The sequence below is a fragment of the Gluconacetobacter diazotrophicus PA1 5 genome (assembly GCF_000067045.1).
GTDB lineage: Bacteria > Pseudomonadota > Alphaproteobacteria > Acetobacterales > Acetobacteraceae > Gluconacetobacter > Gluconacetobacter diazotrophicus.
This window is the reverse complement of the sequence record NC_010125.1, coordinates 989,466-1,015,038: the sequence shown is the minus strand read 5'-3', so window position 1 is coordinate 1,015,038 and position 25,573 is coordinate 989,466. Positions and strand designations below refer to the sequence as shown.

Genomic DNA, 25,573 nt, shown 5'->3' with positions numbered 1-25,573 from the left:
ATGTGAGACCAATATGAAGACCAGTTCGTATCGGGATACGCGCCGCGTGCGGCATCCAGACATCCTATCATCGGATCAGACAGGCAACGCGACAGCACCGAGGTGGACGCTGCGCGACCGCATCGAGGGCTACTTCGTGGCCCTCGTCGTAACGATCTACCTGAAGCTGACCTGACGGTCCCGCGCAATCCGCGACAGACGATGTGGCCGCCGGGGCCGCAAGAGGGAATATTCATGAACGGAACAACGAAGGCGCTGCTGCTGGCGGCCGGCGTGGTGGTGCTGGGGGCCGCGGCCTGGGGCGGTGACCGCCTTGTGCTTGGAGACGGCGTGCGGGTCGAGACCAACGACGCCTATGTGTCTGCCTATTCCTCGGTGGTCGCCCCCAAGGTCGGCGGTCGCATCGACGCCGTGATGGCGCAAGACAACGAGCAGGTCCGCAAAGGCGAGGTGCTGGCCCATATCGAGGATGACGACTACCGCGCAGCTCTTACCGTGGCGCGGGGCAATCTCGCCGCCGCGCGCGCCGACATCGCCAATCTGCAGGCGGAGTTGGCCCGGCAGGATGCGCTGATCGCGGCGGCACGGGCGGCGGTACAATCTGACGACGCTGAACTCGTCTTCGCGCAGCAGGACGAGGCGCGCTACCGCAATCTGGCGGTCGGTGGCGCCGGCACGACCGAGCAGCGCCAGCGTACGGCGGCGCAGACCCGCGAGGCCACGGCCGCGAAAGCCCGCGACGAGGCGAGTGTGCAGGCCGCGACCCAGGAAAAGGATGTGCTCGCCGCCCAGATCGCGCGTGCCAGGGGCAACCTGACCCGCGCCGAAGGCGAGGAGCAGCGGGCAGAATTGGATTTGTCCTATTGCACCATCCCGGCCCCGGTGGACGGCGTGGTCGGCGCGCGCGGCGTGCGTGTGGGCAACTACGTTAATCCCGGCAGTGCGCTGATGGCGGTCACCCCGGTCCAGGATGCGTTCGTGGTTGCCCATTTCCAGGAGACGCAACTCACGCATGTTGTGCCGGGGCAGAAAGCGACGGTCTGGGTCGACACCTTCCCGGGTCAGCCACTGCGCGCTCATGTCGACAGCATCCCGCCGGCGACCGGCGTCGCGTTCGCGCCGATCCAGCCCGATAATGCGACCGGCAACTTCACCAAGGTGGTCCAGCGTCTGCCGGTGCGCATCACCTTCGATCCGGGGCAGCCACTTGCCGCGCGCGTCAGGGTCGGCATGTCGGTGGAAGTCAGGGTCGACACGGCCTCCCGTCCCGAAGGCCCGAAGGCGGACGACCCCCGCTATGCTTGGCGGTGAGGGGCGGATCATGATCACACGCCTCAACCGCCCCATGCTCGCTCTGGCGAGCGCGCTCCTGCTCGGCGCCTGCACGGTCGGGCCCGACTATCACAAGCCGGATCTCGCCAGCGCGCCGCACTGGCGCCGCGGTATGGCGGATGCCGAAAGCCACCCGGTGGAAAGCCCGGCCGATCCGCAATGGTGGACGATCTATCGCGATCCGGTGCTGACGGCGCTCGAACAGCAGGTCGCGTCGGCCAATCTGGATCTGCGGGCAAGCGCCTATCGCCTGGCGGAGAGCATCGCCGAGCGGCGGATCGCGAGCGCGGCACAGTTCCCGCATATGGAGGGGAATGCGTCCTACGCCCGCGAGCGGGCCAGCACCAACGGTATCCTCGGCCTGCTCGGCACGCTGGAGCGCGCCGGCGCGGGCGATGTCGCCAGCGGCGCGCAGGGCTTCGGCCCCGTGGCTGTGCCGGGCACGGTCGGCAATCCGTCCTTCAATCTGCCGCAATACGGCATGAGCGCGTCCTGGGAAGTCGATCTCTGGGGTCATGTTCGGCGTCAGGTCGAGGCGGCCAACGCGGCTGTGCAGGCGACGCAGGACATGCAGCGCGACGTGCTGGTCTCGCTGATGGCCGAGACCGCGCAGGACTATCTCGATCTGCGCGGCGTCCAGGCACAGATCGCCATCGTCGACCGCAATATCGACATCGCGCGGCATAGTGTCGATTTGACGGCGATGCGCTTTACGCAGGGAGCCTCCACGCAGCTCGACGTGGCGGATTCGCGCGGACAACTCAGCGAATTCCAGTCGCGCCTGCCGATCCTGCGCAGCCAGGAAGTGCATCTGATCAACGCGCTGAGCTTTCTCGTTGCGCGCGAGCCGGGTGCGCTCCGGGCGCAACTCGGCACGCCTGCCCCGATCCCGCCGGTACCCGATGCGGTGCCCGTTGGCCTGCCGTCGGAACTGGCCGAACGTCGGCCCGATATCCGCATGGCCGAGGAGCAGTTGCATGTCGCCACCGCCAGCATCGGCGTGGCCGTGGCGGATTTCTTTCCGCGCGTGACGCTGTCCGGCAGTCTCGACGTGCAGGCGCTGCAATTCAGCGGGCTCGGCTCCTGGGCGTCGCGACAATACGGCTTCGGTCCGACCATGACGCTGCCGCTGTTCGAGGGTGGCCGCCTCACCGGGCAATTGCGCCTACGCCGGGCGCAGCAGAAGGAAGCGGCGATCACCCTGCAGCGCACCATTCTCAAGGCCTGGCAGGAGATCGATGACGCGATGGCCGATTTCTCCGCCGCCCAGCAGCAGCGCGACCGGCTGAAGGAGACCGTGGCCCAGAACGAGACGGCCGTGCGCCTGGCCCAGCAGCAATACGTGCAGGGGGCGTCGGACTTCTTGAACGTGCTGACCCTGCAGAACGCGCTTCTGGCCAGCCAGAACCAGCTCGTCCAGTCGACGACGGCGGTTTCGGTCGCAGTGGCCCGGCTTTACCGCGCGCTTGGTGGTGGCTGGGAGGCGCGCTATCCGGAAGCGGTGGCCCGGCGGTCGACCATCCAGTCAGCGGGGCAGGGAGGGCGACAGGGATGATCAAAGTGCGGCTGCCTTCCGAGCTGGGTCATCTGGTCCAGGATGGCGTCAAGCTCGAGTGCCATTTCGCATTCCGGGACTATGCTCACCCCGCTCCCTCACATTGGGGACGGCTCCGGGTGCTCAACCGGATCGACCTGGAGGCCGATGCCGCCTTCAGGCTGGACCATGAAAGCGCGGTCGAAATCGTGACCCTCGTTCTCAACGGAACAGTTCTGGCGCTGGTGGATGGGCTTGGCGACAGCCTGCTGAAGCCGGGCGATTGTCATCTCGTCAGCGCCGGCGATGGCGTGGCCCTGGCGACGTGGAAGACCGGCGGTGCGCCGGCGTCGCTCCTGCAACTGTGGCTGATGCCCGAAGAGGAAGGGGGCGCGTCGGAAATCGGCCTGCGCCGCGATGGGGACCGCTTCGGGCACGAGCATGTCCTGCTGGCCAGCGGCTTTCCCGAAGACGACCCGGAGGAAGCTGATCAGGGGCGGTCGGGTGACCCTCTACCGTTAAAGGCTCGGGTTCGCGTGCTCCGCCTCACGCTCCCGACTGGCGGACAGGCCGTCATCCCCACCTATGCGGACCGCTGCGTCTACGCCCTCGTCGCCGCAGGCCAGGTCGAAATTCAGGGGTTCGATGCTGGTGCTGGCTGCGGTGTCGCGATCACGGGATGCGAGACGGTCGTTGTGCATGCGCGCGAGCCATCCACTCTGGTTATCTGTGATTCCGACTGAGCGAAAGGAGACACGCATGAAGCTGTGCCGTTATGGGGAACCGGGAGAGGAACGTCCGGCTCTGATCGATCAGACGGGAGGCCTGCGCAGCTTGGCGGGGGTGGTCGGGGACGTGTCGCCGGAGGTACTGGCGCCGGCGCGTCTGGCCGCCCTTGCGGCGATCGATCCGTCGAGCTTGCCGCAGGTGGATCCTGGCCAGCGTCTGGGCGTGCCGGTCGCAGGGATCGGGAAATATATCTGCATTGGGCTGAATTACCGGGACCATGCGGAAGAGGCAGGGCTGCCGGTGCCCGACGAGCCGATCATCTTTCTCAAGGCGATCACGGCACTCTCCGGGCCTGACGATCCGATCATCCCGCCGATTGGCGCGACACAGTTGGACTGGGAAGCTGAACTCGCCGTCATCATCGGCACGCGCGCGAAGAATATCGCAGTCAGCGAGGCGCTGGATCATGTCGCGGGCTATTGCGTCGCCAACGACGTGTCCGAACGCGCCTTCCAGATGCAGTCAAGCCAGTGGGACAAGGGCAAGGGATGCGATACGTTCGGGCCGCTCGGCCCGTGGCTGGTGAGCCGGGACGAGGTGCCCGACCCTCAGAATCTCGCGATTTGGCTGGATGTGAATGGGCGCCGGATGCAATGCGGGACTACGCGCACGATGGTGTTTTCCGTCGCCGAGATCGTCGCCTATGTCAGCCGCTACATGACACTCATGCCCGGCGACGTCATCGCCACCGGCACACCACCGGGTGTCGGAATGGGGATGCGGCCAGAGCCGGTCTATCTGCGGTCCGGCGATGTCGTGGAACTCGGGATCGAGGGGCTTGGCCGGCAGCGGCAATGCGTGGCCTGATGCGCCTCGCGCCAGCAGCGGATCTGAATGAGGAGAGGGAGAAAGCATGATGAACGAGATTCTGGATACGATGTTTGCGCGACGGGCGACGAAGCGTTTCGACGCGCACCATACGATTCCTGATGAAACGCTGACCGCCATTTTGCGCGCCGCGCGAACGGCACCGACTGCGTTCAATATCCAGAATTGGCGGTTCCTGGTGGTGCGCGATCCCGCCGTCCGTGCCGCAATCAAGGCGGTGGCGTGGCACCAGCCGCAGATCGAGGAATGTTCGGCACTCGTCGTCCTGTGCGCGGACATGCACGCCTATGCGAAGGACCCCGGACGCTACTGGAAAGACGCGCCGGAGGCTATGCGTGAGAAATATATCGGCATGATCACACAGTATTACGAAAACAACCCGACGATGCAGCGCGACGAGGCATTTCGCTCTGCCGGCATGGCGGCATACGCATTGATGATGGCGGCGTCAGCGCATGGCTACGATACGTGCCCGATGGACGGGTTCGATTTCGAGCAAGTCGCGGAGATCATCCGCCTGCCCAAGGACCATGCGCTGGTCATGTTCGTCGCGATTGGCAAGGGAACGGGCGATCTGCCTCCGCATGGGGGACGGATCCCGGATATCGATGTCATTGCCTTTGATCGGTTTTGATCGAGGGGATGTCGCGTAGATCCCGGCGACCAGTAATCTCGTAACAATCGATCCAAAAAAAATGGAGTGTCAGATAACTCATGGGGGTTCGGAGGCTTTATCCGGAAAATACGGAAGAAGACGAAGTAAAAGGTGCCGCGCCTGATGGTTCATCTTGCTCCTGAATTTCAGAGGGGATGATCGATCTGATCTTCTAGCGGTTTTCTGATTTATGGAAATATGCCAGCGTTAATCCTGCGAGGCCAAGTCCTGTCCCGAGCAGGCAGACGCTGGTCCAGCCTCCATGTGCATAGGCCAGAGTGGAGGCAAAGGCGCCGCATGCGCTCCCAAGCGAATAGAAAACCATATAGGCACCGACAAGACGGCTGCGAGCTTCTGCGTCCGAGGCAAAGATCAGGCTCTGACTGGTGACATGAATCGCCTGAACGGTAAAATCCAGCAGGAGAATGCCTGCGATCAGAAACCACAGAGAGAAAGGCAGGGCGGCCATCAGACCCCACGCCACCAGGGCCAGAACAAAGGATAGAATGGTCGTCCGGCGCGCGTTGCCCTGATCGGCCCAGATGCCGGCTCGTCCGGCCCCCAGCGCTCCAGCCACGCCTGCAAGACCGAACAGCCCGACTTCGGTGTGCGAAAGCGAGAACGGAGCTGTGCTGAGTGGAAGAACAAGGGGCGCCCAGAGCACGTTGAACATCGCAAAGATCAGAAACGCCAGCAAACTGCGGCGGCGCAGCACGGGATTGGTTCGGTAAAGCGACAGGGTCGAGAAAACCAGGACCGGATAGGAACGCGGCACCTCATTTCGCCTTCCGGGAGGCAGGATGCGTGCCAGCGCCAGAGCCATGCCCGCTGTCAGGACGGCAGACGCAAGATAGACGGCCCGCCAGCCGATCGCATCCGTGAGCAGGCCCGCAATGATCCTGGCGCACAGGATTCCGATCACGATGCCGCTGGTGACCTGTCCGACAACCTGTCCCCGCTCGGTAGGTGCTGCCCAGCCGGCCGCGCAGGCCACCAGCGTCTGGACGATGACGGACGAAAGACCGACCAGAAACAGACTTCCAAGCAGCGATCCCCATGAGGGGGACAGCGCAGCGGCAACAAGCCCGGCAGCCGCAGTGAGCCCCTGAATGAGCACAAGACGCCCAGAGGATATCAGGTCACCCAGCGGCACGATACCGATCAGACCGAGCCCGTATCCGACCTGGGTTGCGGTGATGATACTGCCGATAAGGGCCGGGGCGACACCCAGATTATGGGCGATCTCGTCAAGCATGGGAGCGGCGTAATAGACATTTGCAACGCTCAGTCCGCAGGCGGTTGCCAGCAGCAGAATGAGTGGGCCGGTAAGCGGAGGCTGCCGGTTGCAATTGGCAGAAGAAGGAGAGGACATCGGTTGCACCTCATAATAGGTTCTATAATAGAACCTATTGCACCATGCGTCGTCCAGTTCTATTTTAGAACCATATGAAAATGTGAGGATGTCGGATGGTGAAGCGGGTGAGCCTCAGCGATGCGGAATGCCCGGTGGCCCGGTCGCTGGATGGCATTGGCGACTGGTGGTCGCTGCTTATCGTGCGCGACGCCTTTGACGGCGCAAGGCGTTTCGGAGAATTTCAGAAAAGTCTCCGAATATCCAAAGGGATTCTGGCGAGCCGTTTGCAGGGTCTTGTTGCCTTGGGAGTGCTTGCAGTGACGTCGGCATCTGACGGCAGTGCCTGGCAGGACTACGTGCTGACCCCAAAAGGAGAGGCGCTGTTTCCGGTTATTGTCGCATTGAGGCAGTGGGGAGAGGCGTTCTGCTACAGACCCGGGGAGCCACATTCGGAACTGGTAGACCGGAAAGATGGAAAAACCCTGGCGCCGTTGATCGTGCGGAATGCGGACGGCGAGATTATTCGGGCGCGGGATACCATCGTCATGAAAATCTGATGAGGCGGTGAAGGAGACTGGCGCTGTGACGGACGGCGAGTGCAGTAAAGACGGTGGCGTGTCCCGTCGGTCCAGACCCGGATATGGCATCCGACAAATCGGAGAGGCTCTGGCATCATGAAATCTTATCTGTTTCCGATCCTGGGCAGTATCGACAATATGGTCCAGCAGTGTTAATTTTCACTGAGATCTGACCCGGGGTTTTCATCGAGAATTGACCCGGCCTTTGGGTATCTCCCTCATGTTTTGGGAGGGGGTCAAGCGGTTGTTTTTTCCTTTCTGGCTTTTGGGGCGGCCGAGCTTGCGCGAAACCTGAAGCTGTCGTTTCCGGTTTCGAGGATATGACAGTGGTGGGTGAGGCGATCGAGCAGGGCCGTCGTCATTTTGGGATCGCCGAAAACCTCGCCCCATTCGCCGAAGCTCAGATTGGTGGTAATGACGACGCTGGTGCGCTCGTAGAGGCTGCTGAGGAGATGGAACAGCAGAGCACCGCCGGATGCGCTGAACGGCAGGTATCCCAGTTCGTCGAGGATGACGAGATCGAGGCGCAGGAGGCGTTCTGCGATCTGTCCGGCCCGGTTGGCGGCCTTCTCCTGCTCGAGGGCGTTCACCAGATCGACGGTGGACCAGAACCGCGCCTTCTTGCGGTGATGCTCGATCGCCTGCACGGCCAGTGCCGTTGCCACGTGGGTCTTGCCGGTGCCCGGTCCGCCGATAAGCACGACGTTCTCGGCCCGGTCGATGAAATCCCCGCCATGGAGTTGGCGCACCATGACCTCGTTGACCTCGGCGGCGGAGAAATCGAAGCCGGTCAGATCCTTGTATGCGGGGAGCCTGGCGGTCTTCGTCTGATAGGCGATGGAGCGCACCTCGCGCTCGGCCAACTCGGCTTTCAGAAGTTGGGAGAGGACGGGGATGGACGCCTCGAACGCCGGCGCGCCCTGCTCCGTCAGTTCGGCGGTGGCCTGGGCCATGCCATACATCCGCAGGCCGCGCAGCATGACGATCAGGGCTCCCGCCGCGGGGTCATGACGCATGGCGAGCCTCCCCGCGCAGCGCGTCATACCGTCCGGTATCGGCCCGGGGCTCGCATTCGAGCACCAGCGCCTGTGGCGCGTCGAGCCTGGAGGCTCCCGTCTTCTTGGCGTCCGTCAGGCGATGCAGCGTGTTGAGGACATGGGTCTTTGTGGCCACCCCCTCCTCGAGCGCGAGTTCGATCGCACAGAGCACGGCCTGCTCGTCATGATGCAGCACCAGGGCCAGGATCTCCGCCATCTCGCGGCCGCCCCCGGCGCGCCGGAGCAGATGCGCTTGCAAGGTACGGAACGCCCCGGGCAATTCGGCGAACGGTGCGCCGTTGCGCAATGCGCCCGGTTTGCGCTGGATCACCGCCAGGTAATGCCGCCAGTCATAGACCGTGCGGCCCGGCACGCCGTGGGACCGCTCGACGATCCGGCGATGCTCGCACAGGATCCGCCCCTCGGCGGCGATCACCAGCCGGTCGTGGTAGACGCGCAGACTGACCGGCCGATTGGCAAAGGAAGCCGGCACGCTGTAACGATTGGTCTCGAACTGCACGAGGCAGGTCGGCCCGACCCGCTTGGCGTGCTCGACGAACCCGTCGAACGGGCGGCCAAAGACCATCAGGTGCGGCACCTCCGCCGCGTGCATCTCGGCGATGCTGCCGGGCAGTTCGACATGCCGCAGCTCGGCCCAGCGCGCCACGCACCGCGTCTCGAGCCAGGCGTTCAGCGCGGGCAGATCGGGAAAATGCGGCATCTCCTGCCAAATCTGCCGCCGCGCGTCCTGGACGGTCTTCTCGATTTGCCCCTTTTCCCAGCCTGCCGCCGGATTGCAGAATTCCGCCTCGAACAGGTAATGGCTCACCATCGCCGAGAAGCGCAGATTGACCTGGCGTGCCTTGCCCGGACCGACCCGGTCCACCGCAGTCTTCATGTTGTCGAAGATGCCCCGGCGCGGAACGCCGCCAAGCGCGCGGAACGCCTCGCCCAGCGCGTCGAACAGCATCTCGTGGGTCTGCAGCGGATAGGCCCGCAGGATGAACGCCCGGCTGTAGGACAGCTTGCTGTGGGCGACTTGCAGCTTGATGCGCCGACCGCCGATTGTCGCCCAGTCCTCGCCCCAGTCGAACTGGAATGCCTCTCCGGGCGCAAAGCGCAGGGGAACGAACACCCCGCGCCCCGTCGTCTGCTTCGCCTGTTGCCGCTCCGTCTTCCAGTCCCGGATGAACGCGGCTACGCGGCCATAAGAACCGTCATAACCCAGCGCTACAAGATCGGCATGAAGGCAGCGCCCCGTGCGGCGCTGCTTGCGCGACTTCGCCGCCTCCAGAAACAGCCAGCCCCTCAGCTTCTCGGAAAACGGGTCCAGACGGCTCGGACGCTCCGGAACCTTGAACTTCACTTCCCCCGTCTCCGCCCGCAGATATTTGCGGATCGTGTTGCGCGACAGCTTCGTCCGCCGCTCGATCTCGCGGATCGGCAGATGTTCCCGGTAATGCCACCGACGGATCACACTCGATAACTCCATGCTGATCACTCCTTGAAAACCCCTCGCTCGTTCGCGCCGGGGCCAGGGGTCAGACACGGGTCAAATCTCAATGAAAATTACCGCCCCTAAAGGGTCACTTCTCAACGCAAATCAACAACCGCTCTTGTGGTCGCACTCAGAAGCGCGAGGTTGCCCGGCGCGCGACTGAAGTGATGCCGGCCAAACCGACGGGGGTTCCGCACCGCCGCTCATAGCGAGAACTTTCAAGGCATATTCGCCGGTATTACTATTCCCGAAAGAGTTTTTATTTGCTCTCAGCAATCCTTACCATTGTCCACAAGGCATTATTAACGGGGACATCAATTTCGAATCTTTGAGCCAGTCTCACAATTTCCCCGTTGAAATGATCGATCTCAGTTTTCCTGCCTCGAGTCAGATCCTGTGCCGTCGAAGATCGTTGACCGACCATGCTAGAGAAAACGTTCCAAACGATTTCCCAAATGTTGCCTGGAAGACTGACGCCACTCGCACTCGCGACCGCAACACATTCGTGCATTGTATCTTTGACTAATTGCTCAGCACCCTCGTGCATGGCTATCTGGTCATAAGTCTGATTGGTCAGCGCGGAGAGCGCATTGACACAGCAATTAACGACGAATTTCGTCCACATAGCCGTCTCGGCTGTGTTGGAGACCGTGGCCGGAGCACCCGCATCATTGAACAAAGAGGCGAGCCTGGAACTGTCGGGCCCTTCCGGGAAAACCAGTTCGCCTCTTCCGCGATGACGCATATGGCCGGGTCCCGCCATCTCGGCCGCAATATAGACGACAACCGGAACGACTGGCCGGCCGAGTATCACAGCAAGTCGTTCAGCGTTGCCGATCCCATTCTGCATGCTGAGCACAATGCTATTCGATGCGAGAAGGGGAGAAATAGCACGCCCCGCACTTTCCGTGTCACCCGATTTCACCGTAAGCAGGACGATGGAGGCATCAGCCACGGCTTCGACAGACTCGCTTGCGGCCAAAGCAACCGTCTCGATTCCACTCTGCCGTTCCAGGAGTAGCCCCTTGTTCGCAACGGCCTCAACCAAGCCCGGGCGGCCGATCAGGGTGACCTGATGTCCGTTCAAAGCGAGAAGGGCGCCATAATAGCAACCGACCGCGCCGGCTCCCATGACCACAATTTTCTCTTGAACCATGATGTTCTGCTCCTCGGCCTGATGCGGCCGGTGAATCGTCGATGATGGTCTGGCTAAGCGCCGTTACGGCGCCTGATCTTTCGCAACACCGTGTCGAGCACGCCGGGAAAGGCCGCTTCCATCTCCGAAGAGCGGAGGCTGGCATAGCTGTCGCGGCCTAATTTCCGGGACAAAAGAATTCCCGTCTCGCGCAATACGCGAAAATGGTGCGAGGCACCTGACTTGCTGATGCCGATCTCCTGATAGATTGCAGCACAGGGCGTCTCGCCCTGGCGATCCAGGATGCCGATGATCTGAAGCCGCACCGGATCGGTGAAGGCCGTCATCAGTGTGGGTAGATCGATGTCGGTTGGGTCGGTGTGATGCTGTTCGCGCATCGGACTACTATACAAGAGATATTGAACCATGGCACCTAGATGTTTGGTCCCGGGATTTGGTGGTGCATTATTTTCACATGAGTGGAAGGATGCGCTATGGGCCAGGTTCACCACGGAAGCGCCACGACGACAGCGGCAGTCCGTCGAGCGATACAACATAGTCAAGAGAGCCTGAGGGTTCTGGCGAAACGCTACGGGATCAACCCGAAGACGGTCGCCAAATGGAAGGGGCGGACCGATACGTCGGATCGACGCACCGGTCCGAAGGTCGCATCCTCAACCATCCTGTCGACCGAAGAAGAAGCGATCGTTGTGGCCTTCCGTCGCCATACCCTGCTGCCTCTTGATGATTGCCTTTATGCGCTTCAGGCGACGATCCCGCATCTGACGCGATCTTCCCTGCACCGTTGTTTTCAGCGCCATGGGATCAGCCGCCTGCCCGAGACCGAAGGCGACAAACCAAAACGGTCGAAGTTCAAGAGTTATCCGATCGGCTATTTTCACATCGACATTGCTGAAGTCCGCACTGAAATGGGGCGCCTTTATCTTCTGGTGGCGATCGACCGGACCTCGAAATTCGCTTTTGTCCAATTGCACGAGAAAGCGACACGTCGCGTTGCCGGTGACTTCCTGCGTGCTCTGGCCGCTGCGGTTCCCTACCGCATCCATACCGTGCTGACCGATAACGGCACGCATTTTACCGATCCGGCCGGCAATGGATGGACACCCGAAGACATCAAGGCCATGCGGGCGGATGGTGTCCTGTTCCGGTGCCACTCTTTTGAACTGGCCTGTGCTGATCTCGATATCGAGCATCGACTGACAAAGCCGCGACATCCCTGGACGAATGGCCAGGTCGAGAGGATGAACCGCACGATCAGGACGCCACTGCGCTTCTACTACGAAACACATGACCAGTTGCGTCAACACCTCGCCGACTTCGTTACCGCCTACAATTTCGCACACAGGACCAGTTGCTGCGCGGCCTCACTCCATATGAATTCATTTGTCAGCAGTGGGAAAAAGAACCATCACGGTTCATACATAATCCGCACCACCAAATCCCGGGACCAAACATCTAGCTAACGGTACAACGATCGTTATACAATAGGACCATGATCGATCCTCGTATTCTGCTCCTGGCCTTGGGCACCTTCGCGATTGGCACGGAGGGTTATGCGATCGCCGGCCTGTTGCCGATGATCGCGAGCGACCTACGCATCAGCGTCGCTCAATGCGGCCAGATGGTGACGGTCTTCGCGCTGGCATACGCGCTGGGTGGTCCTGTTCTTGTTGCCAGATTCGGAGCGATGGCCCGTAAGCGATTGATCATTGGCTCGCTTCTTGTTTTTGGGCTCACCAACCTGCTGGCGGCTTTCGCACGTTCGTGGGAAGTGTTGGCGGTGGCGCGGGTGTTAGCGGGTTTTGCCGCCGCCTTATTTATGGCGCCCGCTAGCGCCGCCGCCGTGGCCTTGTCTCCTCCGAATCGGAGAGGCCATGCGCTCTCCATCACGGCTACTGGAAACGCCTTGGCTCTGGCGGCAGGAGCTCCGCTGGGCACCATGGCTGGTGCGCTATGGGGATGGCCGGGAGCTTTCATCCTCGTGGCGGTGCTGAGTGGAACTGCGGCTGTCGGACTAGGGCTGATGTTGCCTGCTTTGCCTTCGTCACCTGCGGTGCCATTTCGCACGCGCTTCGCGCTTTTGCGCCGCTCGTCCGTGCGGAAGGGCTTGGCTACCTCCTTCGGAATGTTCGTATGTGCCTTGACAGCCTACACCTATCTGACGCCGCTGGCTGCACAGGCTGCGGGCATGCAGCCACCGCAAGTCGCCGCCCTCATGGTTGTGTTTGGCATCTTGGCCACGACTGCAGGCCTAGCGGCTGGACATACGATCAGTCGGTTCGGGGCAAACCGCGTGGTTAGGGGTTCCCTTGTAATTATGGCAGCCCTCTTCTGCCTGCTCGGTGTTCTGGCGATTGAATGCCAGGAGGGGCCGGTTTCCGCTGGGCTGATGTACCTGCTCGTCGCCTGCTGGGGAGGCGCATGGTGGAGTGGCGGTATTGCTCAGCAACACCGGATGACGGATTTGGCACCGGATCAGCATGCGGCCGTTCTCTCGTTGCATTATGCTATGCAGTTCCTCGGCATTGCTGCCGGCGGTGCGCTTGGCGGCCTACTTCTGAGCGTCGTTAGCACATCCGCTATCGCCTTTGGCGCTGCCGCTGTCGGTATGATCACGACGATGTTTTTATAGAACCAAATCGCGGACCAGCTTATTGCGATATCGAAATTCGACTGAGAAATGGCAGCTATCAACCAGCTCATGCCGTTATGTTCTGTAAAGCCAGCAATACCGACTATTTGCCGTCATGTTCGTCCGCATATCTTTTCATCCCCTCCCGCAGGATTTCCAGGAAGGTATGATTTCTGCCTTCGGCATCAGCTATGATCGCGTCGAAAGAGACCACGAAGGTTGGCGTTGGAATGACTCGACCATCAGGATGTGGCGTGTCAAACTCCTGATAATAAACTTTTCCTTTTGAGAAAAAAGGCGTCCATTTGAATTGCCTTAGACGGAATGCCGTCGCATCATTGATGTGCATAATCGCATAGTACCAAACACGCTGGATGTTTGGACAATGCAGTACGAGCTTACCAGCACGATCCAGTAGCTGATTTACTGCGTAAACGTTGTCCTTTTCACCATCTGTTTTCTTCTTTATCTCAACGACAACAACGTCGACTGGTGTGGTGTCGCTGGGGTCTGCCGAGAAGATCATCGCAATATCCGGCCTTCCCGCATCTCTCACACTCTCATCATCCAAGCGTATAGCGTTGATTACGGCATTCATGCTTTTCTCGCTCAGAATTGTTCTGAAAACCATAAATTTGTCATCGAGCAGCCAAGCATTATTCTGGTAAATCTCCGAGGTCATGGAGCTCTGCGAATACTCCTTGAATCTCGGCACTATCAGGTTATGAATTTCGGATTCCGCGTTGCCGCCTGTCATCTCCTTCATTCGGCTAATGATTTTGTCTCTATATAAAATATACTCCGTCAGCGTGCGAGAAGACATTTCCAAAGATTTCTCGTATGAGGCGTCGCTTAATTTCTCAGATTGAAGTATTTCCTTCTGCTCTTTGAAGAATCTCTGTTGAGCGACCGATAACGCATCATCTCGGTCGATCAAGCCAACGGTATCATCTTCAAAAAATCCAAGAAGATGAGGGAATTGCTCTTCGAATTTTGCCTTGATTTTTTCATTACGATCGGTGATTTGCGGGATATTCTCCGCTAACACTCGGCCTAGCTCGCGACGCAGAACGCGGAAGAGATGAGATTCGGGCGTTCCTTCCGGCAGGAGAAGTCTTTGTCGGGAGCTATCGGCATTCGAGTGAAAGAGTTCGGACTCGAAGAGGAAGACGCACAGATAGCCCGGCGGAAATGATGAAGCGGGTATCAGGTTTGCTGGTATAGTTCTTCCATCGATACTAAAAGCAACGAGCGAATTGCCTTTCCCAGATACTGGAGCAACGTGGTAGTGCATATTAATTGCCGAAATGGCATCCAGTGTATCGTCCTGGATGGTAATCTTGGTCATTGGTGGCAAATCATTCGGCGTTATTTCTACTGCCTGCGGGAAAAATTCCTTCTGGACATTATTTTCGTTAGTCCTCAGATTTATTGAAATTTTAAATTCCTTGCCTTCGCGCTTACGCGCGTCAAGCGTTGGCAGAAATTGTTCAATCAGAAGCGGTTTAAGTGCCTCTGGCTTGAGGTCATCATAAGTGTCCGTCCAAGATCATTGTTTTTAATTACAGATCTTTCTGAGCATCAATCGAACTGACGCCCATCGGAGGAAAGCGAGTGCATTGCGATTGAGGCACTCCCAATCCTTGCTCAAGCGTCGGCAGCGGTTCAACCAGGCGATGGTGCGTTCCACGATCCAGCGCTTGGGCAATACCACGAATTTTCCGACGTCACAGCGCCGTACGATCTCGACATTCACAGAACGGCAGACTTGAGCCAGTCCCTGGTGAAACTTTGCTCCCTGATAGCCCGCGTCGGCGTAAAGTTTCAGAAGGAACGGATACAGTCCGAACAATGTCGCCATCAGCATGACACCGCCATCACGATCCTGGATATCGGCCGCGTGGACCGTTGCCTCCATCAACAGGCCCTGCGTATCGACGAGGACATGCCGCTTCTTGCCCTTGATCCTCTTGCCGGCGTCAAAACCGGACGGATCGATGCGCCGCCCCCTTTTTCAGCACTCTTGACGCTCTGGCTGTCGATGATCGCCGCTGTCGGACTGGCCTCACGGTCCGCCTGCTCCCGACACAGGACGTAGAGCGCATGATGCAGACGGTCGAGTGTTCCGTCATGCTGCCAGCGGCAAAAATAGTAATTCACCGTGCTGCGCGGCGGGAGGTCTTTCGGGATCGCGCGCCACTGGCAACCCGTTCCAAGAACATACATCAGGCCATTCATGACCTCCCGTATATCCACTGTCCGCTTGTTGCCGCCACGCCGGGCAGCCGGGATCAGGGGTTGGATCAGCGACCATTCCTCGTCCGTCAGATCGCTTGGATAGCGAAGCTGGCTCCGGTCATATCGGGCGCGGTTCTCGGCGGTCCACATCAGCAACTCCTGCGAATCGGGCGCGCTGACAGGGAATCACAAACGATTCCAATGATTCAAGATGATCTTGGACGGACACTTAGCGATGCTCAGGCTTCATGAGAAAGAAAACTCTCTCGACTGGCCGTCTGACCTGTGCGGTTTTGCGATCAGAGCCATCAAAGATTTTCTCATGAGTGAAGACGATCACCAAGATAATAATCTTGATTTTTATGCCGCCGAAGTCGTCAAAAAATGCTTATTACCAAATGATGAGAAAGGAGCACGATATCTCGTTGATGCTCTGGTTGCTCATGCCAGTCACCGTTACGGGTCCTTTTACAAAGCGGAACAGACAGCGGCTGCTTTGGCGGAACGGTCACCACTGATATTTCTTGATAACGCGCTTGCCTCGAAAGACTCAAAGCTCAGATTCTCTCGGTACGCGACCCATCATCATCCCCCACTGGCCAAAATCGATCCTCAGATATTGGTCGAGTGGTGCCAGAGGGGAGATTTAGAACGGTGGGTTTTGGTCGCAGAAGCAATCCGTCCTTTTTGCTCACATGATAATAGATTAGACGACGGCGCAAAAGCAGTCAGCTTATCTCGTCAGGCCGATTATCTTCTCCAAACAGCACCGTGTCCGGGTAGCATCCTTGAGAAACTTGCTTTCCACATAACTCCGACGTCTTGGAGTGGGAGCCGGGCGGCTATTATGGAGCGCCGGTTCGCGGCATTGGAAATATTGTCAAACCATTCGAGACGGGAGGTCAGAGAAGCGTTCGCGATTTGTGCTAAAAAAATACGGTTAAATATCGCACGCGAACACGAACGAGAGCTCTCGGAAGACCACGAACGGGACGTTTCTTTCGAGTGAGGTGAGAGGTGGCCCCCATTTTTCGGACAGGGGCGTAAGCTATAAACCGGCCTGAGAGAGGACGGGTTTATGGGCAAGGTTACGCGGAAACGATATTCGGCGGAGTTCAAGTCGCGGGTTTCGCTGGAGGCGATCCGGGGCGAGCAGACGCTTTCGGAGTTGGCGTCGAAGCACGGCGTGCACCAGACGATGATTGCCCAGTGGAAGCGCCAGGCAGTCGAGGGCATGGCGGGCATCTTCTCCGGCAAGGCGGCACCGGAGGCGGCGGCCAGCCCGGCCGACGTGGAGAAACTTCACGCAAAGATTGGCCAATTGCTGGTGGAACGGGATTTTTTGCGGGATGCCTCTGTGCGGTTGGGCGTGCTCAGAGGCGGCAAATGATCGACCTGAAGCGGCCTCGGCTTTCCGTGGTGCGGCAATGCGCGCTGCTGCAGCTCAACCGGTCGTCCGTGTATTACCGGCCGGTGCCGGAGAGTGAGGGCAATCTTGAACTGATGCGGCTGATCGACGCGCAGTTTCTTGAGACACCCTATTACGGGTCGCGGCAGATGACCCGGCATCTCAGGCGGCTCGGCCATGATGTCGGGCGCAAGCGTGTCCGTCGGCTGATGGCGACGATGGGGCTGCGGGCGATCTATCAGAAGCCGCACACGACGATACCGCATCCTGGGCATCGCAAATATCCGTATTTGCTGCGGGATCTGGTGATCGATCGCCCCAATCAGGTGTGGTGCTCGGACATCACCTATATCCCGATGCGAAAGGGTTTTCTGTATCTCGTGGCGATCATGGACTGGTCGACGCGCAAGGTTCTGGCCTGGCGGCTGTCGAACACGATGGATGCCGAGTTCTGCATCGAGGCGCTACAGGAGGCCCTGATCCGCTACGGCGCACCGGAGATCTTCAACACGGATCAGGGGTCACAATTCACGACGCCCCGGTTCACGGACGTGCTGCAAGCGCGCCAGATCCGCATCAGCATGGACGGGCGCGGCCGATGGCTCGACAACGTGTTCATCGAGCGCCTGTGGCGATCCCTGAAATACGAATGCGTCTACCTGCACGCGTTCGAGACCGGTTCGGAACTGCGGGCCGGGCTCATTTCATGGATCGCGCATTACAACGGGCAGCGTCCTCATTCGGCTTTGGCTGGACGCACGCCCGATGAGGCGTATCATAACGCGCCGGCGCCATTGGGTCCGGGGTTAACCCCGGACCCAATGGCCAACAGCAACACCGTCAACCTGGCGGCATGACAACAACCGGCTATAGCTTATCAGGCCCGTAAAGCTGTCCGACGTGTAGAAGTCTCGACTAAATCTGACGGATGGTGTCTGCTGAAGCTCAACCAGGGCTGCGGCGGGGGCGGAGTGGCCGGGCGACGCCAGCCCCCGCCGCAGCCATCGGAGGATATCCTCATGACCCGTGACCAGAAGATCATCCGCGCCAAAGTTGGCCTGCTGGAACTATCGAAGCAACTGGGCAACGTCTCCCAGGCCTGCAAGATGATGGGGTATTCGCGCGACAGCTTCTACCGCTTCAAGGAGCTCTACGACAAAGGCGGCGAAATCGCGCTCCAGGAACTCTCCCGCCGCAAACCCTTGCTGAAAAACCGCGTCGAGCCGGCGGTTGAGGAAGCAGTGGTCGCGATCGCCATCGAACAACCGGCCTGGGGCCAGGCCCGCGTGGCCAACGAACTGCTCAAGCGCGGCGTCACCGTCTCTCCTTTCGGGGTGCGCAGCATCTGGCTGCGCCACGACCTCGCTACCATGAAGCTCCGCCTCAAGGCGCTCGAAGCCAAGATGGCCCAGGAACGGCTGATCCTCACCGAAAGCCAGCTTGCGGCCCTGGAGAAGGCCAAGGCCGACAAGGAGGCCTGGGGCGAGTTCGAGACCGAATGTCCCGGCTATTGCGGCGCTCAGGATACCTTCTATGTCGGCACCCTGAAGGGCGTCGGTCGCGTCTACCAGCAGACCTTCGTCGATACCTACAGCAAGGTCGGCTTCGCCAAGCTCTATGACCGCAAGACCCCGGTTACCGCTGCCGACCTGCTCAACGACCGCGTCATCCCCTTCTTCGAGCTGCACGATCTCCCGCTCCAGCGCGTGCTGACCGACCGGGGCACCGAATTCTGCGGCTCTCATGACCGCCATGAATACGAACTCTATCTGGCGGTGGAGAACATCGACCATACCCGCACCAAGGCGCGCAGCCCGCAGACCAACGGCATCGTCGAGCGCTTCCACAAGACCATGCTCGACGAGTTCTATCGTGTCACTTTTCGCCGCAAGATCTACGACAGCATCCACGAACTCCAGGCAGACCTCGACGAATGGATGGATGACTTCAACCGCAATCGCACCCACCAGGGACGATACTGCTTCGGCAAAACCCCGATGCAAACCTTCCTTGACGCAGCCCACCACGCCCGCGAAAAAGATATCGGGCGCCACGTCGAACACCACATGAACGCGTAGCATCCACGCCGGCCACTTCAAGCCGTCCGTCAGATTAAGTGCAAACTTCTACAGTCCGACGGGATGGGACCACCTCTGTGGATATGCGAGGAAGCCGGTTGCAAAAGCCTGCACTGTTGAGAGAAAGGCTGTCTCCCTTATTATAGTCTGATCCGCTTCTTAACTCTACACATCGCCGAAAGGTAATTATGCTTAATCGGCAGCGGACAGGCGGCAGTCGTCTCATGCCGGTCGTTCAGCTGAGATTCGCGTCCGGAAGCGGACGTAACCAACGACATCGTATTTGGCATTGTTGGCAGGAGCCAGTCGATACACGGCGGGGTGCGACTCTTGCCAGTCACATGTCGCTCGAGCTCGATGCGTTGCAACTCTATGAACTGCCGTCGCATCCGCATCGTTTCAGCGGAAGCCTTCTTCAGCACGCATTCCAACTACATCGTCAACTTGTAGGCGACCTGGCAGCATTACAGATTTTTATCCCCAGACCTGGGCGCTTTCCGCATCATAGAATACGACGTCCAGCGGCCACCTCTCATGCCGGAGGCCAGCCAGCCATCTGGCACGTGCGATTATCGTCTTGTTCCAATCTTCAAGGGGGTCTCCATAGATGCCTACATAGAGTTTTTTGAACCTGCCGCGACCGATGCGCGTGAGAATGTGATCATCATTCGCCGCTAGGGAATGTCCAAATATGAACCAACAATGTTTTCCTTGGGTCACATTGTTGGCGAGTTGTTTGAGGCCCTGATAGAGATAGGCGTTATGCCTGATCTTGTCCTTCTTCTGAGCGCTGGTCCCTTCTGCCACGAACAGCGGGAATTTGCTGCCGGCGAGGGCGGCGCGAACCTGATCGATTAGCGGCAACCCCTTTCTTATCCATGTGTATTTGAGAAGATCCTTGCCGGAATCAAATAGATGTAGCGCGCCGTGCAGGAACATGACGTTAGCGCTGTGCGCGTTCGTCTCTCCCTGCCATACAACATAGTCCACGTCCGGTTCGTCCTCGTCGTTACCGAAACCATCGTTTTTCGTAAGTTCGATTGGATCTTCGGACGGCAGGTCCTCGTGCATCAATGTCCAGTAAAGAAGTAGGTCGTAGTTCAATGTGAAGACACAGCCAGCCTTCTCACCGGAGAGAAAGTGCGAAAGGAAGCGTCGACAGGCCCAGAACTTAGCATCGGGAATATCGGAGGGTATATGAGGGTGGTTGCCCGCGATTGTCTGAACTAGGATTTCCTTCAGAATCGCGGCATGCTCGAGCATCTTGGTCGGCGCCGCTCCGCCATCGTCGACATATGCAGGAAGGATTGTGGCAGCACTCTCAAGCGTGTGGATCACTGCTTCGAAATCCTTGGTGACAAGAGCAGTGAAAACTGCCTCCACCTCGGGTGTTCTGGAGAAATCGGCTTGATCGTATAGTGAGCCGTAATGGAAGATGTCTGCTCGGCAGGCAATGCTGAAGCCGTTACCAAGCAGTAGGTGTCGCTTCGAGATGTCAAACGAAACGAGGAACTGACCCCTTTGGCGAAGTGAGGAACTGGCCCCCTTCATGGTGTGGCGACCTCGGTTTTCTCGATGAACGCTCCGGCCTTCTGCAGAAGGCCGGAGCGTCGCTTTTCGCGCAGGCGGTAGCTGTCGCCGCGGATGGTGATTACGGTGGAATGGTGCAGCAGGCGGTCGAGGATGGCGGTGGCGACCACCGGATCGCCGAAGACCTCGCCCCATTCGCCCACCGACCGGTTGGACGTGATCAGGATTGAGCCGCGCTCGTAGCGCCGTGACACGAGCTGGAAGAACAAATGCGCGGCATTGGCCTCGAACGGCAGGTAGCCCAGTTCGTCGATGACCAGCAGCTTCGGGCGCGAGAGGATCGTCAGCTGTTTGTCCAGCGAGCCGTCGGCATGTGCCTTGGCCAGCATTGCCACCAGCGTCGCGGCGGTGACGAACTGCACGCTGTAATTCCGCCGGATCGCCTCGCGCCCGAGCGCCACGGCCAGATGGGTTTTCCCTGTTCCCGGCGGTCCCAGCAGCAGGACCGTATCGCCGTGCGCGATCCAGCGGCCTTCGGCCAGATCGCGGATCTGCTTCGGGTCGAGGGAGGGCTGAGCGTCGAACTCGAACCCGTCGACCTCGCGCACGAACGGAAACTGCGCCATCTTGCTCGCCATGGCGATGCGTCGTTCATCGCGGCGGGCGATCTCGCGTTCGACCAGAAACGCCAGCGCCTCGCGCAACGTCATGTCCGAGCGCGCCGCCTCGTCCAGCAGCGTGTCGAGCTGGTCGCGGATCGCCGTCAGCTTGAGCCGGTCGAGCATCGCGACCAGCGCTTCATGGTTCACGGACGTCATCACCAGGCACCTCCCGCCACGGCCTCATACTCGGCAAGCGGACGGAGCAGTGCCGGCTCGGGGATCGGCACAGGAGGCGATAACGGAGCGGCGCGCGGTCCGCCGACCACACCCTCCAGATGGGTGCGATCGACAATCCGCTGCCGGCGTCCCGCGCAGAGCGGATGATCCGCCACGATCCGGCCGGCATGGCGCACGATGACGCGCCCGCCGAGCACCACCACCTGCACGCTCTCACCGATCAGCCGCCACGGCACCGAATAGCTGTTCGTGTCCAGGTCGATCGCGCAATCCGCCTGGACCTTGCGCACCAGATCCCGCAACTGCCCGAACGGCGCCCGGCCGCCAAGCGGACGCAGGGCTCCGGCTTCCCCGGCAAACCGGTCCGCCGGCGCCATGCCGGTCGTGCCATGCACGCGCCGGTCGGCGACCTCGCGCGTCCAGCGATCCAGATGCGCCTCGAACGCCGCCCAGTTCTCGAAACGCCGGCCCGCGATCGCGTTCCTCTTGACGTAGCCGACCCCGCGCTCGTCCTTGCCCTTGGTCCGCGCCCGATACGGCGCGCAGGCACGGGGCGAAAAACCCCAGTAGCGCGCAAACGCGTGCAGACGAGGATTGAAGCGCACCTCCCGCGTCGCCGCATCATGATGCTCGACCAGGGCCTTTGCGTTGTCGAGCAGGATCTCCGCCGGAACCCCGCCGAACCGCACGAACGCGCCCTCCATCCCCGCGAACCAGTCCGCCTGCCCCTGCCGGAGAGACGCACGGATATGCAAGCGTCGCGAGTAGCCCAGCGTCGCCACAAACAGATACACTCGGACCGCCTCGCCGCCGATCCATGCCCGCGTCTCGCCGAAATCGATCTGCAACTGCCGCCCCGGCGGCGTCTCGAAGCGAACCGTCGCGCGCTTTTGGGCCAGCAACTCCCGGCGCCACGGGCGGACTTTCAGCTCGACCGAACGAAGCCCGATGACGATCCCATGCTCGCTCGCCAGTTCCTGGCGGATCACGTCGGCATTGCCGTCGTGACGGAAAAACCGCTCCCACAGCCAGTCCTCCAGACCGTCGAATGCAGACCCGCGCGCCGGCTGCCGATACGCAATCGCGCCACCGGCACGCACATACCGCCGCGCCGTCGTCCGCGAACACCCGAACTCCCGCGCCAGGCGCTTGACGCCCCAGCCCAGCCCGTGCAGCCGCATCATCGCGGCGACCTCCTCCGGTTGCAGCATCCCCGTCCCCCGCATCGTCCCAGACAATGCGGAAATCATGCTCTTCTCTTCCGTCATGGTTTCCCCTTTCGAAAACGAAGGGGGGCAGTTCCTCATTTCGGCAGGGGGACAGTTTCTCACTTCGCCTGACACGAGAACTGTTCGGAATCCGCAATTGCCTGTTCGAAGGTCAGTAGCGACAAGATGTTATTCTCTGGCACTAGTAAATACTCCCGCTGCGGCCGCTCAAACGGTTACAGATATCTCTCACGACAATCTAATAAGCAGGCTTTCTCGTGCCAAAAAGTGTAACGTTGCCTGCAACCACTTGACCCCGCATACTCGACGTATTCAAACGAATAGGCAAATGCCGCCCTCATATAGGTCATATTGACAGTCGGAATAGTTTCCCAAGAGCCTATCCTCGCTGGGGCGTATCGTCAGTTATCTAGAGCGTGATGATTTTAGTTTAGATCGGAAAGTGGGTACCTCGATTGCCGAAAATCTGATTCAACATGCTGTCTGGATTGGAGGCCAGCATGGATGGCGTGTCCTTATTCGATGGATCTTCGCGAGCGGGTTGTAAGAGCCGTGGAAACAGACGGTTTGTCCTGCCACGAGGCAGCGAAGCGTTACGGCGTAGCCCCCATCACTGCGATCCGGTGGATGCAGAATTTTCGGCGGACCGGCAGCGTTTCCTCTGGTCAGATGGGCGGCCATAAGCCGAAACGGCTGAAGGGTTGTGCATCGAGAGTGGCTGATCGAGCGCTGCAATGCGGGGGATTTTACGTTGCGGGGCTTGGTCGCCGAACTTGCCGGGCGCGGCCTTAAGGTCGATTACCGCTCTGTCTGGGCCGTTCGTCCACGATGAGAGGCTCAGCTTTAAAAAACGCTCGTCGCGGCCGAACAGGACCGTCCTGATGTCGCCCGGCGACGGTTACAATGGCGAAAATATCAACACCTCATCGATTCCGCCCGCCTGGTGTTCATTGATGAAACCTGGACCAAAACCAGTATGGTGCCGCTGCGCGGCTGGGCACCGCGCGGCGAACGGCTCCGGGCCAAAGTGTCTTGGGGTCATTGGAACACCATGACCTTTATTGCCGCCCTGCTGGTCAACTGGATCGATGCACCGTGGCTGCTCAATGGTCCGATCAACGGCGAACGCTTCCGCATCTACGTCGAAAACGAACTCGTGCCGACGCTCAGACCGGGTGACATCGTGGTCGCCGACAACCTCGGCAGTCACAAGAACAAGGCAGCGCGGGTAGCTATCCGACAGGTCGGCGCGCACTTGATCTTCCTGCCAAAATATTCGCCAGACCTAAACCCGATCGAACAGGTCTTTGCCAAGCTCAAGCACCTGCTCCGCAAGGCTGCGGCTCGAAGTCGCGACGCAGTCAGTTCAACCATCGGCGAACTCCTACGCAGCTATGCTCTCAGCGAATGCGCCAATTATTTCATAAACTCAGGATATGGACCAACCTAAAATCATCACGCTCTAAAGATCAAACGCCGGGAAATCCGTCGTCTGGCCTCGTGTCGAGCATGTATTTGATGACCAGAAATCGCAAACGGGACTGTTTGTCCGGATAATGGGCATCACCCGTGTCACCATGAGGATCGGGCTGGCCAATATCGTCTATAATATGAGCCGCTCTTTCTATTCTTGCAGCGGATTAACGCCGCTGCATAGTAATCCAGAGCCAATCCCCGCTCTGCACCAGACGCAGTGCGAAAGTTACCACCCAGAATCATCAATACCTGCTCGTTGAACCCAAAATCAGGACACGATGACTTCAATCAATGGTTCTTCGAACCATCCATCTGAACAACCGTTTCAAACGTTTGCAACGATCTCTAAGCATTCGTCCTCAATTAGCCTGCCAAGTGCCGTTGTCACGGCAGTTCGCGGGAAGCTCTCGCGTTTATGGTCATTCCATGACTCGAGAGCCTCGGACATTTCCGGTTGCGTAGTAATGCCCTCAGTGATGGCCAAATAGTGAACGCTCGATAGCAGTTCCATGCCGTAGGGGCTTTCATAGCCTTCTACGAGCAAAGAGAGTTTTTGCACCAGAGGTGAAACGTCGACCTCGTTCGACTTTAGGAAATCATCAGAAGCGGCAAACGTCGACGGTGTGACGACCACCTCGTGATCATCCCCCTCATATCCGGAGATATACTGCTTTCTCTCCATGACTTTGAAAATACCATGCAGCTGCTCAGAGTATGGCCCAAATTTTGCCTTGCTATAAGTCAAACCAAAGTCCGATCCTAAAACTTGCATAAAATACACAAGCTTCTGGGCAGTCAGCCTCGTAAAATGTCCGCCGAAGTATTTCTCTAACTCTCCCAGAGCAACCATCATAGTTGCACGCGGAATTGTAAGGCCGCTAGGAACGTTTTCCTGTTCCGTAACCTGACAAACTCCAGTGGACGGAGCGAACACGATAAATTTTACATCAGGCAACGAGGAAAGTTTTTCTTCGATAAGCGGACGGACCTCGTTCCAATCAAGGCCACCGTTGCCACAACCGAGTGGAGGCATCACCACGGATTTGATGCCCAGCTCACGCACTTGGTGCATAAAATTCTCAAGCCCATGCTCGACATACTCGATTTTGGATTTTGCTTTCCAATGCTGCTTCGTGGGGAAATTGATCAAAAACTGACGATCACCTTTCTGCAAAAGATCGCCTATTTGGAAAATGAACATTTCCCCTGGCGATAGCTTTCCGGCATCGCAAAGGCGTTTGTAAGCGCGAAAGTTGTCAGGCCACCGACGCTTGAATTCCAGTGCGACGCCTTTGCCCATCACGCCCACACAGTTGACCGTGTTGACGATAGCCTCGGCGGGCTCGTCAAACATATCACCTGATTTATACTCGATAGTCATG

Annotated in this window: 22 protein-coding genes and 3 pseudogenes; 14 read left to right on the top strand and 11 right to left on the bottom strand. The window is 59.3% G+C overall.

The annotated features are described in order from the left end of the window. The first annotated feature begins 13 nt into the window (after positions 1-13). From GDI_RS20030 to GDI_RS04735, 6 genes are read left to right on the top strand one after another with little or no spacing between them, the layout of a single operon-like run. Positions 14-175, top strand: coding sequence for a hypothetical protein (locus GDI_RS20030; RefSeq protein WP_012223872.1), 162 nt, complete (start codon positions 14-16; stop codon positions 173-175). Positions 176-234: 59 nt separating this feature from the next. Continuing rightward, on the top strand, positions 235-1,311 hold the full coding sequence (locus GDI_RS04755) for an HlyD family secretion protein (RefSeq protein ID WP_012223871.1): 1,077 nt from the start codon (positions 235-237) through the stop codon (positions 1,309-1,311). Positions 1,312-1,321: 10 nt separating this feature from the next. Beyond that, a complete protein-coding gene (locus GDI_RS04750; RefSeq protein ID WP_041249291.1) occupies positions 1,322-2,887 on the top strand; it encodes an efflux transporter outer membrane subunit in 1,566 nt (521 codons plus the stop codon). Then, positions 2,884-3,609 carry a pirin family protein gene (locus GDI_RS04745; protein ID WP_012223869.1) on the top strand — a complete coding sequence of 242 codons (726 nt, stop codon included), beginning with the start codon at positions 2,884-2,886 and terminating at the stop codon, positions 3,607-3,609. The genes GDI_RS04750 and GDI_RS04745 overlap by 4 nt, the downstream gene beginning before the upstream one ends. 16 nt (positions 3,610-3,625) lie before the next feature. Beyond that, positions 3,626-4,462 (top strand): fumarylacetoacetate hydrolase family protein, encoded by an 837-nt coding sequence (locus GDI_RS04740; RefSeq protein WP_012223868.1) that lies wholly within the window; start codon positions 3,626-3,628, stop codon positions 4,460-4,462. A gap of 46 nt (positions 4,463-4,508) precedes the next feature. Continuing rightward, a complete protein-coding gene (locus tag GDI_RS04735) occupies positions 4,509-5,117 on the top strand; it encodes a nitroreductase family protein (RefSeq protein WP_012223867.1) in 609 nt (202 codons plus the stop codon). 193 nt (positions 5,118-5,310) lie between these two features. Here GDI_RS04735 and GDI_RS04730 read toward each other — a convergent pair whose 3' ends face one another. After that, complete coding sequence (locus GDI_RS04730) at positions 5,311-6,510, bottom strand: MFS transporter (protein ID WP_012223866.1); 1,200 nt, start codon at positions 6,508-6,510, stop codon at positions 5,311-5,313. Between the two features lie 95 nt (positions 6,511-6,605). Between GDI_RS04730 and GDI_RS04725 the strand changes: the two genes are divergently transcribed. Further along, positions 6,606-7,049, top strand: coding sequence for a winged helix-turn-helix transcriptional regulator (locus GDI_RS04725; protein WP_012223865.1), 444 nt, complete (start codon positions 6,606-6,608; stop codon positions 7,047-7,049). 257 nt (positions 7,050-7,306) lie between these two features. Here the strand turns inward: GDI_RS04725 and istB (GDI_RS04720) are convergent, their stop codons facing one another. The 4 genes from istB (GDI_RS04720) to GDI_RS04705 form a co-directional block, all read right to left on the bottom strand. Further along, positions 7,307-8,086 carry an IS21-like element helper ATPase IstB gene (istB, locus tag GDI_RS04720; RefSeq protein WP_012223864.1) on the bottom strand — a complete coding sequence of 260 codons (780 nt, stop codon included), beginning with the start codon at positions 8,084-8,086 and terminating at the stop codon, positions 7,307-7,309. Further along, on the bottom strand, positions 8,076-9,599 hold the full coding sequence (gene istA / locus GDI_RS04715; RefSeq protein ID WP_041249290.1) for an IS21 family transposase: 1,524 nt from the start codon (positions 9,597-9,599) through the stop codon (positions 8,076-8,078). The genes istB (GDI_RS04720) and istA (GDI_RS04715) overlap by 11 nt, the downstream gene beginning before the upstream one ends. A 265-nt stretch (positions 9,600-9,864) precedes the next feature. Then, the gene (locus tag GDI_RS04710; RefSeq protein WP_012223862.1) at positions 9,865-10,761 is read right to left on the bottom strand and encodes a ketopantoate reductase family protein; all 897 of its coding nucleotides are present in this window, start codon (positions 10,759-10,761) and stop codon (positions 9,865-9,867) included. Positions 10,762-10,814: 53 nt separating this feature from the next. Further along, entirely contained in the window at positions 10,815-11,138 is a 324-nt protein-coding gene (locus tag GDI_RS04705) for an ArsR/SmtB family transcription factor (RefSeq protein ID WP_012223861.1), read from the bottom strand. 96 nt (positions 11,139-11,234) lie between these two features. Between GDI_RS04705 and GDI_RS18890 the strand changes: the two are divergent. Both GDI_RS18890 and GDI_RS04695 read left to right on the top strand, forming a co-directional pair. Beyond that, a pseudogene (locus GDI_RS18890) lies at positions 11,235-12,220 on the top strand (IS481 family transposase). A gap of 33 nt (positions 12,221-12,253) precedes the next feature. Further along, positions 12,254-13,393 (top strand): MFS transporter, encoded by a 1,140-nt coding sequence (locus tag GDI_RS04695; protein WP_012223859.1) that lies wholly within the window; start codon positions 12,254-12,256, stop codon positions 13,391-13,393. 103 nt (positions 13,394-13,496) lie between these two features. Here GDI_RS04695 and GDI_RS04690 read toward each other — a convergent pair whose 3' ends face one another. Beyond that, a complete protein-coding gene (locus tag GDI_RS04690; RefSeq protein WP_197535946.1) occupies positions 13,497-14,741 on the bottom strand; it encodes a hypothetical protein in 1,245 nt (414 codons plus the stop codon). Positions 14,742-14,951: 210 nt separating this feature from the next. Then, positions 14,952-15,781, bottom strand: a protein-coding gene (locus GDI_RS20575; RefSeq protein WP_156472016.1) for an IS5 family transposase whose coding sequence is annotated in 2 segments (ribosomal slippage) — positions 14,952-15,394 and positions 15,394-15,781 — 831 coding nt in all. Because the reading frame shifts where the segments join, the coding sequence is not laid out codon by codon here. 85 nt (positions 15,782-15,866) lie between these two features. On the opposite strand from GDI_RS20575, the gene GDI_RS19645 reads away from it, so the two are divergent. From GDI_RS19645 to GDI_RS04660, 3 genes are all read left to right on the top strand, one after another. Continuing rightward, a complete protein-coding gene (locus tag GDI_RS19645; RefSeq protein WP_012223855.1) occupies positions 15,867-16,640 on the top strand; it encodes a hypothetical protein in 774 nt (257 codons plus the stop codon). A gap of 69 nt (positions 16,641-16,709) precedes the next feature. Then, positions 16,710-17,896 (top strand): IS3 family transposase gene (locus tag GDI_RS04665; RefSeq protein WP_157870992.1). Its coding sequence is split into 2 segments (ribosomal slippage): positions 16,710-16,980 and positions 16,980-17,896, totalling 1,188 coding nucleotides; the frame shifts between segments, so codons are not numbered across the junction. A 162-nt stretch (positions 17,897-18,058) separates the two neighbouring features. After that, positions 18,059-19,117 carry an IS481-like element ISGdi10 family transposase gene (locus GDI_RS04660; RefSeq protein WP_012222646.1) on the top strand — a complete coding sequence of 353 codons (1,059 nt, stop codon included), beginning with the start codon at positions 18,059-18,061 and terminating at the stop codon, positions 19,115-19,117. A gap of 474 nt (positions 19,118-19,591) precedes the next feature. Here the strand turns inward: GDI_RS04660 and GDI_RS04655 are convergent, their stop codons facing one another. The 3 genes from GDI_RS04655 to istA (GDI_RS04645) are packed head-to-tail and all read right to left on the bottom strand — an operon-like array spanning position 19,592 to position 22,754. Next, the gene (locus GDI_RS04655; RefSeq protein WP_012223848.1) at positions 19,592-20,668 is read right to left on the bottom strand and encodes a DUF4917 family protein; all 1,077 of its coding nucleotides are present in this window, start codon (positions 20,666-20,668) and stop codon (positions 19,592-19,594) included. Next, on the bottom strand, positions 20,665-21,465 hold the full coding sequence (istB, locus tag GDI_RS04650) for an IS21-like element helper ATPase IstB (RefSeq protein ID WP_041249286.1): 801 nt from the start codon (positions 21,463-21,465) through the stop codon (positions 20,665-20,667). Before istB (GDI_RS04650) ends, GDI_RS04655 begins: the two co-directional genes overlap by 4 nt. After that, positions 21,465-22,754 carry an IS21 family transposase gene (istA, locus tag GDI_RS04645; RefSeq protein ID WP_041249285.1) on the bottom strand — a complete coding sequence of 430 codons (1,290 nt, stop codon included), beginning with the start codon at positions 22,752-22,754 and terminating at the stop codon, positions 21,465-21,467. The genes istB (GDI_RS04650) and istA (GDI_RS04645) overlap by 1 nt, the downstream gene beginning before the upstream one ends. Before the next feature lie 465 nt (positions 22,755-23,219). Here istA (GDI_RS04645) and GDI_RS18880 point away from each other — a divergent pair. Both GDI_RS18880 and GDI_RS19640 read left to right on the top strand, forming a co-directional pair. Next, positions 23,220-24,165, top strand: a pseudogene (locus GDI_RS18880) (IS630 family transposase). A 16-nt stretch (positions 24,166-24,181) separates the two neighbouring features. Then, a pseudogene (locus GDI_RS19640) lies at positions 24,182-24,372 on the top strand (IS5/IS1182 family transposase); the annotation flags it as partial. Positions 24,373-24,516: 144 nt separating this feature from the next. Here GDI_RS19640 and darG read toward each other — a convergent pair. Beyond that, positions 24,517-25,572, bottom strand: coding sequence for a type II toxin-antitoxin system antitoxin DNA ADP-ribosyl glycohydrolase DarG (gene darG / locus GDI_RS04635; RefSeq protein WP_012223837.1), 1,056 nt, complete (start codon positions 25,570-25,572; stop codon positions 24,517-24,519). Between the last annotated feature and the right edge of the window lies 1 nt (position 25,573).